Origin of the sequence: Wolbachia endosymbiont (group A) of Aleiodes leptofemur, assembly GCF_964028465.1 — a bacterium.
Lineage (GTDB): Bacteria > Pseudomonadota > Alphaproteobacteria > Rickettsiales > Anaplasmataceae > Wolbachia > Wolbachia pipientis.
This window is the reverse complement of the sequence record NZ_OZ034782.1, coordinates 403,972-420,024: the sequence shown is the minus strand read 5'-3', so window position 1 is coordinate 420,024 and position 16,053 is coordinate 403,972. Positions and strand designations below refer to the sequence as shown.

Annotated in this window: 12 protein-coding genes and 1 pseudogene; 7 read left to right on the top strand and 6 right to left on the bottom strand. The window is 35.9% G+C overall.

From position 1 onward, the window contains the following. Positions 1–193 precede the first annotated feature (193 nt). Positions 194–688, top strand: coding sequence for a hypothetical protein (locus tag ABWU67_RS02290; protein WP_010962761.1), 495 nt, complete (start codon positions 194–196; stop codon positions 686–688). 420 nt (positions 689–1,108) lie between these two features. On the opposite strand, the gene ABWU67_RS02285 is transcribed toward ABWU67_RS02290, so the two are convergent. From ABWU67_RS02285 to glpX, 3 genes are all read right to left on the bottom strand, one after another. Further along, the gene (locus ABWU67_RS02285; RefSeq protein WP_341821770.1) at positions 1,109–2,044 is read right to left on the bottom strand and encodes a hypothetical protein; all 936 of its coding nucleotides are present in this window, start codon (positions 2,042–2,044) and stop codon (positions 1,109–1,111) included. A 51-nt stretch (positions 2,045–2,095) separates the two neighbouring features. Next, complete coding sequence (locus ABWU67_RS02280; RefSeq protein ID WP_353282134.1) at positions 2,096–2,476, bottom strand: hypothetical protein; 381 nt, start codon at positions 2,474–2,476, stop codon at positions 2,096–2,098. Between the two features lie 81 nt (positions 2,477–2,557). Further along, positions 2,558–3,484 (bottom strand): class II fructose-bisphosphatase, encoded by a 927-nt coding sequence (glpX, locus tag ABWU67_RS02275; protein ID WP_264374058.1) that lies wholly within the window; start codon positions 3,482–3,484, stop codon positions 2,558–2,560. A 262-nt stretch (positions 3,485–3,746) separates the two neighbouring features. On the opposite strand from glpX, the gene ABWU67_RS02270 reads away from it, so the two are divergent. From ABWU67_RS02270 to ABWU67_RS02255, 4 genes and pseudogenes are all read left to right on the top strand, one after another. Further along, the gene (locus tag ABWU67_RS02270; RefSeq protein WP_353282133.1) at positions 3,747–4,160 is read left to right on the top strand and encodes an ankyrin repeat domain-containing protein; all 414 of its coding nucleotides are present in this window, start codon (positions 3,747–3,749) and stop codon (positions 4,158–4,160) included. A 34-nt stretch (positions 4,161–4,194) separates the two neighbouring features. Beyond that, positions 4,195–5,053 (top strand): annotated as a pseudogene (locus ABWU67_RS02265) (IS630 family transposase). Between the two features lie 90 nt (positions 5,054–5,143). Next, positions 5,144–5,976, top strand: a protein-coding gene (locus ABWU67_RS02260) for an IS5-like element ISWpi1 family transposase (protein WP_353281801.1) whose coding sequence is annotated in 2 segments (ribosomal slippage) — positions 5,144–5,513 and positions 5,513–5,976 — 834 coding nt in all. Because the reading frame shifts where the segments join, the coding sequence is not laid out codon by codon here. Next, a complete protein-coding gene (locus ABWU67_RS02255) occupies positions 5,969–6,760 on the top strand; it encodes a hypothetical protein (RefSeq protein WP_353282132.1) in 792 nt (263 codons plus the stop codon). The genes ABWU67_RS02260 and ABWU67_RS02255 overlap by 8 nt, the downstream gene beginning before the upstream one ends. 85 nt (positions 6,761–6,845) lie before the next feature. Here the strand turns inward: ABWU67_RS02255 and ppdK are convergent, their stop codons facing one another. After that, complete coding sequence (gene ppdK / locus ABWU67_RS02250; protein ID WP_353282226.1) at positions 6,846–9,581, bottom strand: pyruvate, phosphate dikinase; 2,736 nt, start codon at positions 9,579–9,581, stop codon at positions 6,846–6,848. Positions 9,582–9,791: 210 nt separating this feature from the next. Here ppdK and ABWU67_RS02245 point away from each other — a divergent pair, with 210 nt between their 5' ends. Further along, positions 9,792–10,643 carry an Rpn family recombination-promoting nuclease/putative transposase gene (locus tag ABWU67_RS02245; protein WP_015589151.1) on the top strand — a complete coding sequence of 284 codons (852 nt, stop codon included), beginning with the start codon at positions 9,792–9,794 and terminating at the stop codon, positions 10,641–10,643. Between the two features lie 106 nt (positions 10,644–10,749). On the opposite strand, the gene ABWU67_RS02240 is transcribed toward ABWU67_RS02245, so the two are convergent. Then, positions 10,750–12,105, bottom strand: coding sequence for a phosphomannomutase/phosphoglucomutase (locus ABWU67_RS02240; protein WP_227738550.1), 1,356 nt, complete (start codon positions 12,103–12,105; stop codon positions 10,750–10,752). A 236-nt stretch (positions 12,106–12,341) separates the two neighbouring features. Further along, positions 12,342–13,688, bottom strand: coding sequence for an IS110 family transposase (locus ABWU67_RS02235; protein ID WP_341821667.1), 1,347 nt, complete (start codon positions 13,686–13,688; stop codon positions 12,342–12,344). A 421-nt stretch (positions 13,689–14,109) separates the two neighbouring features. Between ABWU67_RS02235 and ABWU67_RS02230 the strand changes: the two genes are divergently transcribed. Next, complete coding sequence (locus ABWU67_RS02230; protein WP_341821778.1) at positions 14,110–15,954, top strand: hypothetical protein; 1,845 nt, start codon at positions 14,110–14,112, stop codon at positions 15,952–15,954. Positions 15,955–16,053: the final 99 nt, after the last annotated feature.

The window sequence follows — 16,053 nt, the reverse complement described above, 5'->3', positions numbered from 1 at the left end:
TTAACTGATTCAAAACAGTATACAAGAATTTCAAATAATACGTAACTCTTTCTAAAATTCCAAATTTAACCACGAAGCAGCAAAAAATAACATGAAAAACTTTTAATACAATCTTTCATATAAAATATATAGTTGACTACCTTCATATTTCGTATTAGATATAGGTAAATCATAAGTAAAGTGGAGGGTAATAATGAACACTGGTACAAATCAATCAAAAAAAATAAATGAGAAGTGGTTAGCTGGAGGAATTGGCGCGCTATTATTTGTAATGATGCTACCGTCGATTCTTCTTTTAGCAAAAATAGCTATAGGGCTAATTATGGTTTCAGTTGCAGCAATAGCGATAAAAGTTGCCTTAAAAACAATATCGAATGCTTTAGAGGATAAACAGGCAGATCAAAGCCAAGCGACGCAACAAACAACACAAAGTAAAATTATAAACCTGGCTATTGGATTAACATCTATATTCGTAGGAGGATTATCACTATTCATTATAGCACAAACTGGCTTAATTGCAGCATGTGCAGCTATAACTGCTTTAGCTCTACACGAATATGTTAAAAATCAAGAAATAGGAAAAGAGATAAATGATAAATTCGATAAGGTAGCTGACGATACAATCAATTTTATTGTTAGCAGTGTTGAAAAACTTATTCCAACAAAGCCGCCAGGCATAACAGCCTAAACTGTCTCCGTTCAGGGCATAAGTGTTACAAGTAGCATTATATAAAGCGATTAATGGCATCCTCCTGATAATAGAATAATTGTATCTGTTCAGGGGCATCGCAAATATTGAAGCAAAAGTGGTCAGTGCTTACTATACGAATATTGTGATTTGAATCCACTAGGGAGGATGTCATCCCAGTGCCCAGACACTGGGATCCAGGAATTTTGATTAGAGATTAAATTGGTGAGTATAAAAGTAGCTAATCCTACGTTAAAATACAACGTTTTTAATGGGACTGCGTAAAAGGGCTGGATTCCAGTGTCAAGCACTGGAATGACACCTTTGTGTTTGAGGCAAAACCTGCTATAACATTTCTTCGCAAACAAACGTTCGTACAGTTATGTATCAGCTACTTTCATGGCACCATTTGTTGTAAACTCACATTTCTCTATGATTATCTTTATTTGCCGCTTTCCCAAACGGATGCTCTACAGTTATTTCCTCATTAATAGAGCGAGGTGCACCGGAACCAGGTACAACGATATTCTCGTGCGATTGCATATCCTTCTTTTCCTCACATGGTGTTTGCTTAATGAAATGTGCTGCTAAAACTTCATGTAAAGCTTTACCTTTTATAAGCACAGCCTCGTTTTGCTTAGCTAACTCTAAAATTTTCTTTGGTTCAACATCTTTACCGTCAATAGTTGATTTTTTAATACTAACTTGACCTAAATTTATATTTAGAACAACAGTACAGTTAAGGTCTTTTCCAGATTCATCTTTTGCACCCCAACTAATTTCGATGTCACATATTGCAAATTCTGTAAAGGAGTAGTTCCTCTGTTGTTTCTCATTCTTCTCAATTGTTACTATTCTTTCACCATTGCTGTATATTTTTGCTCTTTTTACCTCGCTTTTCTCTTCTTCCATTCTTTTAGTTTTTTCAGTGAAAAGACGACTGGTTTCTAAACTTTGTTCAGGTTTAGTAATGTTGATATTAAGATGGTCATAATGATTAAGAAGACGGTTTGCATATGGACATGGCACATAACACCCATCAAAGAAAGCAATTGCACTACCAGTTTTTAGAAATTCTTGTCCATCGCTCATTCCTTCACCAATTCGAATAAGATATCTACCCAACCTCTTTTTAAAATTTTCTTTTAACTCCTCCTGATCTTTAGAAGTAAGCTTCTTATCCAATATACCCATTATTTCTTTTCGCTTACTCAATACCACATAATTGAAAAGGAAAATATCATCCTCTCGATAATAATTTGCTATCTTGTCAAATGGATCTGCCGGCCAACCGTTATTATAATTTACGGAATCAGAAGAATCTTCACACTTATTATCCTTAAAATCAAAATTCAATCTTTCAAAATCTGATAATACTTTTTCTGCCCTATCTTCAAAAGACCGAAGTCAATCTTGAAGTTCTTTTCCATAACTCATTCCTTTGTCAATTTGAAGAACATATTGACCATATTTCTTTCTAAACTCCTCCTGTTCTTCGAGGAGAGGAAGATTCCTATCTAATATATCGATTATTTCTTTCCGCTTATTCAATATTACATAGTGAAAAAGGGCACTCTCCCCCTTCTTTTCATAATCGTCTGCTATTTTGTCAAAACACTTATTATCCTTAAACTCCAATTCCTCAAAATCTGAGAGCACACTTTGTACCTGAGTCTCATCGAATTGAAGATTTGCTTGAGGAGATAGAAGAGTCAACTTTTCTTCACTTTCCTTGGTACTCGAATTTTTGTACAAACCATTAAATAGATTTATAATACTAGAAAACATTTCACACCTCTATTGTTATAAGTAAACTTGATTATATCTTAATGCTAAATGTTGTAAAGCTAAAATTAGAAACTAAAAAAGCTAACATAAGTTCTGCATTGTTTGCAGCTTTATCAGCCTATTAGGCAGAATTATTAAAGAATTAGTTGAATAGGTATTATGATTCAATTTAACTCCATCCACAAGTTCTCCGCTTGTTACTCCAGTTGCAATGAACACTGATTCACCTCTTGCCATATCTTTTACGGCGTAGACTTTTTCTGGGTCATCAATATTTAAATTTTTTGCTCTTTCTCTTAACTGATCCGTATCAAGTACTAATCTTCCCTCCATCTGTCCGTCGATAGAGCTTAGCGCTGCAGCCGCAAGCACTCCCTCTGGTGCTCCTCCTATACCGATATACATATCATGATTGCCATTTACTAGTGAAACTATGGCCGCAACATCACCATCATCTATTAGTTTAATTTTTGATCCTAATTTCCTGATTTTCTCTATTAATTCACCATGCCTTTCACGTTTAAGTACAGTTACCACGAGATCATTCACTTTGCATTTTTTTGCCTTGGCTAAATTGTCTAGATTCTTTTCAATGCTATTTTTTAGTGAGACTACACCCTCTGGAAGATTTTTTCCCACTGCTATTTTTTCCATATAAACATCAGGTGCGTGTAAAAAATTACCTTTTTTCGTTGCAGCAAGAACAGACATTGCCCCTGATTTGTAATGAGCACAAATCGTAGTGCCCTCAAGTGGGTCAACAGCGATGTCGATTTCAGGACCATTTCCAGTGCCAACCTGCTCGCCAATATATAGCATCGGCGCTTCATCTCTCTCACCTTCACCAATTACGATAGTACCATTTATTTCCATTGAATTTAATACTGTACGCATTGCATCAACTGCAACCTGATCAGCCTTTTTTTCATCGCCGAAGCCTGCTAGTTTATATGCAGCAAGCGCCGCAGCTTCGGTCACTTTAACTAATTTATAGGCTAAATCTTCCATCATTTGCTTTAAGAACTATATTCAATATATATCATGCTGCTTGAAACTGCAATATGCCTTGACTGGTTGTGGGAAAGTTGCTATAATAAACTAACATATAGTAGTAGGGTTAGTTATGATATATAGTAATGATGATATTAGAGAGTTGTATCTAAATATAAATGAGACTGTAAAACAGAAGCCTTAAGCAAGTCTTGAAGAATTAAGTAAAGAGCTAAATGCAAGAATTGATCTAAAGCAAAAATTTCATAATAGCTGTGTGTTGGGAGATTTACTATTAGCACTTGCAATTGAAAAAAGTAATCTAGATTTTATAAAATTTCTCTTTAAAAATGAGCTAAAAATTATTAGTATCATTTCCCAACAAGAAGAAACATGCCATATTCCCAAAACTATAAATGGTCAATCTATATTAAATTATGCTGTCCATTTTGGTAATACCGAAATTTTAGATCTATTCTTACAAAATGTTAACGCAGAACAATCAAAGCTAATACCTAAAAGCAAGCTGTACAAGTTGTGTCAACAATTAAAGAGTAATGCGTTAGATAAGGCTATAGACAAAAACAATGAAAAACTTGTTACGTTACTCGTGTCAGCGATAGAGGAGAAACAAGAAAAGCAAAAAATATCTAATGAGGAAATTATAGCTCTTTCCACAGAAGTCCGGATATGATAAGATTAAGGATAGATGGCGATAAGGAGGTTGGATGCCGGCAGCATATAGTTATGATTTAAGAAAAAAAGCAATGGAAGCACTAGACGAAGGGGAAAGCAGAGAAGCAGTGGCAGCAAGATTTAAAATTGGACGAACTACTTTGTGGGAGTGGAAGCAAAGAAAAAAAGAAACAGGCGACTTTCAGTCAAAAAACTCGGTAATGGAGGTTACAATCAGAAAATTATCGACTGGAATAAGTTTATCGAATTTGCTAAAAAACACGGTAGAAAAACTCTGTCGGAAATGGCTAAACTTTGGGGCAACGTTAGTATCGAAACGATCCACCGAGCTCTCAGAAAAATTGGATTTACGCGCAAAAAAAGACATATGGATACAAGGAAAGGAACGAAGAAAAACGTGCTGAATTCTTAAAAATTATAGCAACAAAAGAACCAGAAAACTTAGTGTATATAGATGAGTCTGGGATTGATAACACGGAGGACTATCCATATGGGTATTGCCAGAAAGGACAGCGATTTTATGCCCTAAAATCTGGAAAAAAAACTCAACGAATCAGCATGGTTGCAGCCTTAAGTAGAAGAAAGATAGTTGCTCCATTAACATTTGAAGGCCACTGTAATATGGATATTTTTAATGGATGGTTTGAGCAATTTTTGGCACCGATCTTAGAACCTGGACAAACTGTCATTCTTGATAATGCTACTTTTCATAAGTCTGATAAGCTTATCAAGCTCGCTAAAGGAGTCGGTGCAGAAATTTTGTATCTGCCGCCTTATTCTCCAGATTTTAACAAAATTGAGCATCATTGGTTTGCTATAAAAAACAGAGCCAGGAAAAACATTCCTCTATTCGAATCCTTTCGTCGTGCTGTTGATTCTGCCTTCCTATGACCTATTCGGACTATTATGAGAAATGCTATAAGAGGTTGTCCGGAAACAAGTAAAAGGCTATAATATCTGAAATTTTAGTACGGGGTAAAGATGAGAAAAAAGTATCCAACAGATCTAAGCGAAAGGGAATGGGCAAGAATAGAAAAACACTTCAGAGTATCATACAAGAAAGGAGGAAGGCCGCCAAAGTATAGCAAAAAAGAAATATTAGAAGCAATTTTCTATGTATTGCGTACAGGGTGTCAATGGCGGTATTTACCAAATGATTTTCCGCTATGGAAGACTGTGTATGAGCAGTTCAGGCAATGGAAGAAGCAGGGAATTTTTGAGAAAATGAATTATGAAATTACAAAATATAGTAGAAGAAAAATAGGAATGAATGAGCAGCCGAGTGCCTGTATAGTAGATAGTCAATCTGTAAAGACTACAGAAAAGGGGGGATCAAAGGCTATGATGGAAGTAAAAAAGTAAAGGGTAGAAAAAGGCATATAATTACAGACACTCAGGGTTTTATACTAGGTTGTTACGTAGGCGCTGCTAACGAAAATGATAGAGATGGTATTAAAATAGCATTAAACAATATGAGAACAAAATATACTAAAGTTAAAAAAATGTGGGCTGAAATGGGATACCAAGGAAGAAATTTAAAGAATCACATAAAGGAAGAATATGACATAGATATTGAAATTGTTAAAAGGCCTCCATGTAGATTTTGGGTGCACAAAGATACTCCACCTGAGCTACTACCAACAAGAGAACAAGGGTTTAAAGTACAGCCAAGAAGATGGGTTGTAGAAAGGACTTTTGCTTGGGTTAATAGGAATAGAAGGCTATCGAAGGAGTATGATTTACTCACAACATCCACTGAGAATTTCATATACCTAGCTATGAGTAGGGTTATGTTAAAGAGGGAATATGCTTGAATTTACTAGTTTCCGGACAACCTCTAAAGTAGGATCTGGCAGTAATAGTAATGCCACTAGTAAATCTATAGCAACATCAACAAAAAAAACAAATCCAACTACTGTACCAAATAGTGGTAACGGTAGGAGTGTTATTAATAAACCAGTATCTCCTGTAGTATCAACAAACGCCGGCACATCCGCTATGTCAAGCGGTAATGATAAGTCTAGTAATATAAGAACTCACGGCGATGGTCTATCAAATCATACTATTACACCAAATAGTGGTAACGGTCAGCATCATAATAACAAAAATGAAACGCCTGTAGTAACAGTGCCTTCTATATTAACAAAGAAGACAAATACCAATCAAACTGTTACACCAAATAGTGGTAACGGTCAGCATCATAATAACGAAAATAAAACGCCTGTAGTAACAGGGATTGACCAAACTGCCACACCAAATAATGATAATAAAGCTAACGGCTTTGTAGATGCTCAATTTTCTGTGCCAAATGAAAAAGAAGCTAAATATAAAAAAAGCAAGGAAAATTTTTACACCTCATTAACAAAAGATGTTGTTGGAGTTGTTATTACAGGATTATTCATTACTGCTGCTGTGATGGTTCCATTTGTAACTGGTGCAGTGATTTGTGGTGTTATAGCTGCTTTGGTTGCAATAGCTACCGGGTTGCATGTAAAAAATTCTACATTACCAAGTTATAGGGAGATGAGAGAGAATGAAGTTGAACGTGTAACAGGATGTCATCCCAGTGCCCAGACACTGGGATCCAGAAGGTCATAATAAAAACTAGATTCCAGCGTCACGCGCTGGAATGACACCCTCTGGTGGGCTCAAACCATATGAGTAGCCAACACTGCCACTATACTTACCTAGCAAATTTAGATCTAACACTAAACTGTGCTGCCACTAACTTTGCAATCGGTACTCTATAGGGTGAGCATGAAACATAATCTACCCCTGATTCGATGAGAAACTCTATAGATTTTGGATCTGCTCCATGCTCTCCACATATACCCAGTTTTATTTCTTTTCGGGTTTTTTTGCCTCTTTCAATGGCTATCTTGATTAACTCCCCTACCCCTTCGATGTCCAGCACTTCAAATGGGTCGTTTTCGAATATGTTGCTTTCCTTATAAGAATCAAGGAAATTAACTGAATCATCTCTTGAAAGTCCCATGGTTGTTTGCGTTAAATCATTAGTGCCAAAACTAAAAAACTCTGCATGTTTTGCTAATTTATCAGCAATCAGTGCTGCTCTTGGTAGTTCTATCATCGTTCCAATTGAATAAGCCTTGTCTGATGTCATTCCAGCGCGTGACGCTGGAATCTGCGTCTGGATCCCAGCTGAGATAACAGAGGATTCTTTCTTTGCTAGCTCGCATATCAGAATAAATTCTTTCTCGCTCATGATAAAAGGAATCATGATTTCAGGCTCCACTTCTATCTTCTTTTCTTTCTTTAATTCACTTGCAGCACTAAGTATTGCCCTAATCTGCATGCTATATATTTCAGGATGAGAAATAGCAAGTCTACAACCTCGATGGCCAAGCATTGGGTTCTTTTCTGATAACTGTGCTATTTTATTTTTTACTGACTCAACTGACTTACTAAGTGATTTGGCAATTTTTTCTATAGTAGACTGATCATTGGGTAAAAATTCATGCAAAGGTGGATCAAGCAACCGTATAGTGACTTCCCTGCCCTCCATAATAGAAAATATTTCTTTGAAATCAGACTTTTGCATTTCTTCTAGTTTAATGAGCGCATTTGCCCTTTCATTTTCATCGTCAGCTATTATCAACTTTTGAATGAATTCGATTCTATCACTAGCGAAAAACATATGTTCTGTGCGACATAAGCCTATACCTTCTGCACCGAATTCTTTTGCAATTTTTGCGTCTTTTGGAGTATCAGCGTTCGCTCTCACTTTGACCGTTTTGATTTCATCTATCCAGTTGATTACCGTTTTGAATTCTTGCGATAATTCAGGTGAAATTGTAGGGAGAATGCCAAGCATAACCTCCCCTGTTCCTCCGTTGATGGTAATTGGTTCACCTTTATTTACTTTTGTATCCCCTACAGAAAAGAAAGTTCCATCTTTATCGATATAAAGTCCACTCACACTGCAAATGCATGGCTTACCCATTCCACGGGTTACAACAGCAGCATGCGAGGTCATCCCTCCCCGTGCTGTTACTATGCCACTTGCAGCATTCATTCCATTAATATCTTCAGGACTCGTTTCTGACCTTACTAAAATCACTTTTTTGCCCTGCTCTGCAGCTTTTTCAGCATCACTTGCACTAAACACTACATATCCAGAAGCAACCCCTGGAGAAGCCGGCAGCCCCTTCCCTATTACTTTTTGGTCACTCTTAACGTCAAGAACTGGATGCAATAAATTGTCAAAGGTTTTTGGATCAATTCTCAATATTCCTTCTTCTTTTGTAATCGTTCCTTCGTTTACCATATCAACTATTATGCGAATAGCAGCTTCAGCCGTGCGCTTGCCAGACCTAGTCTGCAAAATCCATAATTTACCGTCCTGTACAGTAAATTCGATATCCTGCATGTCTTTATAATGCCTTTCAAGTTTTTCACATACCACACATAATTCTCGGTAGACACTTGGCAGCAACTTCTCCATGGTGTTTTTTTGCTCTCCGTCAATTGGCATAGGAGTATAAACACCAGAAACCACATCCTCACCCTGAGCATTAATCAGAAATTCACCAAAGTATTTTTTTTCTCCAGTTGAAGGATTTCGTGTAAATATCACACCAGTTGCAGAATTATCATTTAAATTACCAAAAACCATTGCTTGCACGTTGACCGCTGTTCCAAGGTTTTCAGGAATATTATGTATTCTTCTATAGGAAACAGCCCTATCATTTTTCCAAGAGGCAAATACTGCATTAACTGAGTTTAACAATTGCTCTTCAACGTTCTGCGGAAAATGTTTTCCTGTTTTTTCATGTACTATCCTTTTGAAATTGTTAACAATTTCTTTTAAAACATCAACATCAAGATCAGCTAAGCTTTTTGCTCCACTCTTTTGCTGCTTATTATCAACAACATCTTGAAATAGGTGATGATCAAGCTGTAGTACAACATTGGAGTACATCATGATGAAACGGCAGTAGCTATCGTAAGCAAAACGTTCGCCACTTTTTTTTGCAAGCCCAACAACGGTTTCATCATTTAGACCAACATTTAAAATAGTATCAAGCATGCCCGGCATTGAACTAACACTACCAGAGCGTATGGAAACTAATAAGGGATTATTTAAATCCCCAAATTTACAACCGATGTCATTTTCGAGCATCGCCATGTAGTTTTTGATTCCACTACATATGTCATTCCAGTGCGTGACCACATTTTTTTCTGGATCCGAGTAGTCAGCTACTTGGATAACAGAAGATCTATTGTCTTGATAATAGACTTTGCAAGCAGAGGTGGAAATTGTGAAACCAGGTGGAACAGGAATGCCAACATTGCACATTTCTGCTAAATTTGCCCCCTTTCCTCCCAGCAGATTTTTCATTTCTGCATTGCCTTCGCATTTACCCTGGCCAAAGTAATGTATTAACTTTTCCCCCATCATTTTCTCCGGATTTTCACTGATAAACACATTGTACATATAGCTCCAATAAACCTGTGAGAACTTGAAACCTTAGGATAATAAATTTTACAAAATTTTGCAACAACGTTCCTTACAACAACATCAGTAAAGTTAACAAAAAAGACGACAAATTATTGAATTATTATTAATAAGAATATATAATATAAAGATACATTTAAAAATTTTTTTATGGCTCTTTCTAAATTTCTCGACCCCAAGAATGATGTTGCGTTCCGGCGTATTTTTGGTACTGAAAAAAATAAAGACATCCTCATTCACTTTCTCAATGATATTTTGGGGTTCACTGGCAAAGATGAAATAAAAGAAATAGAATTCCTCAGCACTATTCAAGATGCTGAAATTGCCTCTAAAAAACAAAGTATCGTTGATGTTCTTTGCAGGGATGAAAATGGGGTGCAAGTAATAGTCGAAATGCAAGTTGCCAAAACTAAAGGCTTTGAAAAACGCGCTCAATATTACGCTGCTAAAGCTTATTCAAGGCAAGCTGATAAAGGTGATCAATATCAGGGTCTTAAAGAAATCATTTTTATAGCTATTGCTGATTGTATTCTCTTTCCTAATAAATCTGAGTATAAGTCAGATCATGTAATGTTAGACAAAGATAGCTATGAACATGATTTAAAAGATTTTTATTTTACATTTATTGAGTTACCAAAATTTCCTAAAACTAAAGAAGACCAATTGGAGAGTATAGTTGAAAAATGGATCTATTATTTTAAATATGCAGATGAAACTAGCGAAGAAGAATTGGAAAAGATAATAGGTAGTGATGTAATAATTAAAAAGGCATATGAAGAACTAAATAGATTCAACTGGTCAGAGAAAGAATTTATTGCCTACGAACAGGAAATAAAACGTATTCGTGATGAACGGGCTGTTCTTGAACAAAAACTTGATGATGCTAAAAAGGAAGGAAAAATTGAAGTTGCAAAAACAATGCTGGCTAATAATGTTGATGTCACCACTATTGTTAAGTTTACTGGCCTCTCCATGAGTGAGATCAAAGAATTGCAGAATTAAGTGGACCCGCAAACGGTTACACGAAATAATGCTGCAGCCTGACCAGGTGATAAGTACATTTAGCCTATTTATCTTTATACTTTCATGTCAATTTTATAAATCAAATTTATTTCTGTGAGTAGCTACAATTTAAAGACCTTGCTTCATCAATGTAATGGAACAAAACCTTTTTAGTAAGTTCAAAACCCTCTAAAGTCTCTCCTTCGCATCTTGCTGTAATGCAGTTTTGCGTATTTGATACCCTAAGAAGCCACCAACCTTTATTATCGGTTACCTTAACACCATCAAGATCTGAAAATACAATATTTTGCTGCTCCAGTGTTTTCTTTATTGACTCAATTATTTGAAACTTTTTCTCATCTTTCACTACAATCTTCACTTCATGAGTGATATATAACTTCGGTAAATCCTCAATCACCTGAGATAGGCTTTGGTTTTTCTTAAGCAAAATGTCAACTGCTTTAACAGCAGAATATAGCCCATCATCAAAACTTAGCTCAGAAAAGAAGAAGTGCCCGCTTAATTCACCAGCAAACTTTGCCTCTTCCTCTACCATCTTCTTCTTAACTAGTGAATGTCCAGTAGCACAGGTGATAACTTGCCCTCCTAACTTGCTAACAAAATCATGCACTTTCATACTCATTTTTACGTTAGCAATAACTTTGCTTTCTGGATATTCCTCCAACACTTCACGTGCAAAAATTATAAATAAATGGTCATTGGAAACAACGTTGCCTTTATTATCAATTAAGCGCACCCTATCGCTATCGCCATCTAGCGCAATGCCAAGATCACATCCATATTCCTTCACAATGTCAATTAATTGAGCAAGATTTTTTTCCTCTATGGGATCTGGATCATGCAGTGGAAATGCCCCATCTATAGAGTTATTGGTTACGATGTGCGTATGACCAGGCAAGATCTTTTCAATATACCTTATAATTCCACTTGCTGGACTATTTCCACAATCCCAGGCTATTTTTAATTTCTGTGTAGTATTATTCTTCACTGCACTTTTCAATATGCTAATGTACTCACTATATATATTTATGTTAATTAAGCTTCCAATTCTTGTGCTGTTTTTAATTGGACTGCTTATAATTTCCTTCATTTCTTGATCTGAGAAGACTTTTTTATTACTAAAAAATTTAAAGCCATTATATTCGCTGGGGTTATGAGAGGCAGTTATTATGATACCAAGATCCGCCTGTGTGATTTGTGTTGCAGCGTAAAGCATAGGTGAAGAGCATAGTCCAACGCGTATAACATTTGCACCGGATAAAGTTAAGCCCCTAATTAATTCTCTTTCTATACCTGGTGAATCTATTCTGCTGTCGTAGCCGACACAAACACTAGCTACGGTTTGGCCAAACTTTCTACCTATCTCGTACCCATCATTAATCTGCAAATCTTTGCCTACTATACCTCTAATATCGTATTTTCTTATAATGGTATTGTCCATACTGTACTTCTTGAAGTGACTACTATATAACATTTTGGCCAAATGCTCAAGTTTATTTATCCAACAATTAGTTGATTTTTTTAAAGAAATCTGTTAATATTATAGTATATTTTTTAAAATGTAAAATTATGCCACAGGAAAACGAAAATGTATTTATAGCTGAAAGTCAAAGTTTAGATGTAGATGAACAAAAGAAAAATGATACTTTAAATGTCATTGAATCTTCTAAGAAACTCCTAAGAACCTTCTTCATCTATCGGCTCCTCTTTCATTAGTATATAACCAAATTCCTTTGCTTTTTTAGTCAAATTTTTGACTACTCTCTCTTTGTAGAGTGTTTCATAATAGTTCATTCCTTTTTCTACATATTCTTGTCCATATTTTAGCATATTATAAAAAATACATGCTAATTTCCTTGCTGTAGCAGTGATCGCTTTTGGTATCCCTAGTCGCTTCTTTAACCTCCTGCAGTATGCACCAAGTGCAGTGTTGCTTCTTGATACACAATGAGCAGCAAGTCGCAAGGCAGTTGCAGCACGATTAACAACTTTACGAGTTCTTGTTCCAATAATTTTCCCTCCTGTAATTTTATTAGCAGGACTTAATCCGAGCCAGGAAGAAAAATGCTTTTCTGTCCTCCATTTATTGTGATTTATACCTGTTTCTGAAATGACAGCCTGTATACTTAATACATCAAGTCCTGGAACTCTAGTAAAATCCATCCCCGTTATTCGATATAAATCTTCATCTACGGCAAAATCTGGACTATTCTTCTGTTTTCTCTTTCGTGTCTTATTCAATGCCCTGTTCTCATTCGACTTTGTTTCAAATGTTTTATAGTAATTTTCTATACTTTTATCACATCCCGTTATTTGCTCTTGAAAAAAAGTATATGCTGCATATTCTTGTTTTAGCACAAACAAGTGTTCCTCTCTATAATCACCAGCTAACGCTTTTGCTATAGTAGACTGATCATTTTTTATTCGTGCATCCCTGAATTTAGCCAATTTCTCAGGATCTCTTTCGCCTTCAATTATAGCTTCAATGATTTTCATACCAGTTATCCCAGTAATATGACTAATAACCTTGTGTAATTGAATATTCATTTGAATTAGCGCTTTTTGCATACGTTGAGTATGTTTAGCTGCATTTTCAATTAGATTAGCACGTTGTCTAACGTAACTACGCAGTACACACATTTGATTATCCGGTCTAAATGATCCTTGAAGCAGTCCATAGCTGTGCAATTGTTGCAGCCATTGACAATCTTGAACATCAGACTTTCTACCAGGCACATTTTTGACATGTCGCGCATTTACTAATTTTACTTCAAATTTATGTGATTCTAATATTTGAAATAAGGGAATCCAATATACTCCAGTTGACTCCATGGCTACAGTTCTAACCTGACACTTTTTTAACCACTTTGCTAAGTTGTGTAGATCTACTGTAAAGCACCCAAATTTTTGGATACGTTGTTCATCTCTTCCTTCAGGTACACATACATAATGTACAGTCGAGCCAATATCAATCCCTGCTGCATCAAGGTTTATTGTTTTTAATTTACTTTTTGCTTCTGCCATATAAAATCCCTCCTATATTATTATGATAAGAAGCACTTCAGCTTGGGACGGTTAGGTTATACAATCTTCTAAACGAGGTAGCCCAAAAAGAACTCCATCAATGGTTTTACCATTTCCCCCAAAACCATGCTTTCAAACGGGCATTTATAGCACCATTGATTGTTTCGGTTATAGCTGCAGAAGCGCTTCTTCATAACACTATACCCAAAGAACATAAAGTAAAGAGGGAGTTTCTTTTTGGTTTTACAGATTTTATCTGTTCTGGGCTTTCAACGATCTTCAGGATTTTATCAAAAGACTGGAGGAAGAAAATTTAATCTGGTACTTTATTGGTCCTTTACGCAAAGATGAGGACATTACAGGACAGATAAATTTAAAGTGGGAAAAGGAGTTCCAAAAATTTGAGCAATCAATAGACGCAATGCATAAAGAACTTAAGTCGTCTCTGCCTGGTCAAAATTTCTTAGTGTATCCAACAAAGGATAATGACTTCAAAATTAGATTTGAAAATGAAGAAAAACCAATAGAAATTAGCAATATTTTAAGGACCAGCAGTGAAGGTAAGGTTTATAACATATCTTTAGGGAAAGATAGTCAAATAACTGCAACCAAAAAAGGCAGCGAAAGGCACTATGATTTTACTGGTTCAAGCTCATGTGAAATGACCATTAATTGGCAGGCTAAGGATTCTGAAGGTAACAGCATAGACTGTAGCATGACCGTAAAATTGGATTCTGGTGGTATACAGAGTGTTATTGGTGAGCCAAAATTTGGAGGAATAACGAGTTCAGAAGAAGTATTAAAGTTAGTTGGACAAAATAAAGAAGTTTTTATCAACGGAAAAACTCTGTATCAAGCTTTTACTGGCATATCCAAGAGTGTAGACGATCAGCAAGTACCAGCAGAGGAAATATTTACAAAAGATCTACATATATCACCACAGTCACCTACACCAAGCAGCAGTGGGTATTCCTCTCCTAGCACACCTTCTTCACGTAGAAGTTCTATATCCACCAGCAGTGAATTTAGTGATGAAGATGAAATATTTGAGGATGATATGTCTGGTGATGAAGAAGAGTATGAGCAAGAAGGATTAAAAGATGAAGTTGAGGAATTAGAGGAAGAAAAAGAAACATTTGCTAAATATTTTGCAGTGCAGGCAAAGCAGCTTGAGGATCTAAGATTAGAACGTGACTCCTTGAGAGATAAAGTCAATGAACAACAGCGAGCGATATTTGAAAGAGGTCAAAGAATAAAGGAACAAGAGGAAGAACTACAGGATAAAAATGATGTAATAAAGAACTTAAATGATCAGTTGAAAGATAAGGAAGGTGAAACAAATGAGGCAAATAAAGAATTACAGAGAAAATTGAAGCAAAGTGAAGCTAATTTAACTGTACTAAAGGAAAAGAATGCAAATTTGGAGAATGACCTGAAGAAAATAGTGGAAGGTTTAAAGGATGATCATAAAAAGCAGTTGGCAGAACAGTTAATGGAAACAAAAAAGGAAAACAATACATTGGCTGAAACGGCGAGCCAATTGTCTAAAGAATTAAATGAATTACAGAGAGAAAAGGAAGATTTAGAGAGGGAAATTCGACAACTTGAACCTGGAAGATCACTTGCAGATGAGCTAAGCGAAGAAAATACGAAGAGGGAAATAGAAAAACTTCAATATCAACTTAAGGAAAAGGAAGGGATGTTAACGTGTACACAGGAAGAGCTGGCATCTGTCAAAGAGAGTCTAGAGCAACTGCAGAACATATTACAGCAGGAAAAAGGTCAGGCAGCTACATCAACTCAAACTGAAGTTGAATATGAAAGTAGAGGAACAAGCATGCAGCAGCAAGACCAAGGTATACAAGCTGTAAACAACAACTCAAGCAGAACAGCTAGTGGGTTAAGACAAGAAAACAAAAAATTGACTAGAGACAAACTAACTATATCTGAACAATTAAAACAAAAAATAAGAGAGATTGACGAGTTAAAGAAAAATTTAAAGCAACTGCAAGAAGAAAATAAACAACTAAAACAAGAAGTTACCAAAAATGCAGGAGTTGATGCATCATCTTCAACAGGTCAAAAAGAAGCTAAAGAAGCAGAAGTTATACCGCAAAACATTATGGATTGGCCTGTTCCAATTCCAGATGATAAACCGGAAGAGCAGAAAACTCCATTAGAGCCAATCAAGGTAAATACAGAATTATCAGATCCAAAATCAATCTCCGCTGAGGGTCCGGAAAAATCTCCTCCTCTTTCAAAATGATGAGTTTTGCTTCTATAGCTGACCCAAGCAACACGTCATCCCGCGATTTATTCGCGTTATCTCAGCCGCTAACACGTAGCGGGATACTTAACCGTCATA

Coding starts and splice junctions, on each gene's coding strand:
- ABWU67_RS02245 (WP_015589151.1), top strand. CDS start 9,792: ATGGCTCTTTCTAAATTTCTCGACCCCAAGAATGATGTTGCGTTCCGG.
- ppdK (WP_353282226.1), bottom strand. CDS start 9,581: ATGGGGGAAAAGTTAATACATTACTTTGGCCAGGGTAAATGCGAAGGC.
- ABWU67_RS02280 (WP_353282134.1), bottom strand. CDS start 2,476: ATGTTTTCTAGTATTATAAATCTATTTAATGGTTTGTACAAAAATTCG.
- ABWU67_RS02240 (WP_227738550.1), bottom strand. CDS start 12,105: ATGGACAATACCATTATAAGAAAATACGATATTAGAGGTATAGTAGGC.
- ABWU67_RS02255 (WP_353282132.1), top strand. CDS start 5,969: ATGCTTGAATTTACTAGTTTCCGGACAACCTCTAAAGTAGGATCTGGC.
- glpX (WP_264374058.1), bottom strand. CDS start 3,484: ATGGAAGATTTAGCCTATAAATTAGTTAAAGTGACCGAAGCTGCGGCG.
- ABWU67_RS02230 (WP_341821778.1), top strand. CDS start 14,110: ATGCATAAAGAACTTAAGTCGTCTCTGCCTGGTCAAAATTTCTTAGTG.
- ABWU67_RS02235 (WP_341821667.1), bottom strand. CDS start 13,688: ATGGCAGAAGCAAAAAGTAAATTAAAAACAATAAACCTTGATGCAGCA.
- ABWU67_RS02290 (WP_010962761.1), top strand. CDS start 194: ATGAACACTGGTACAAATCAATCAAAAAAAATAAATGAGAAGTGGTTA.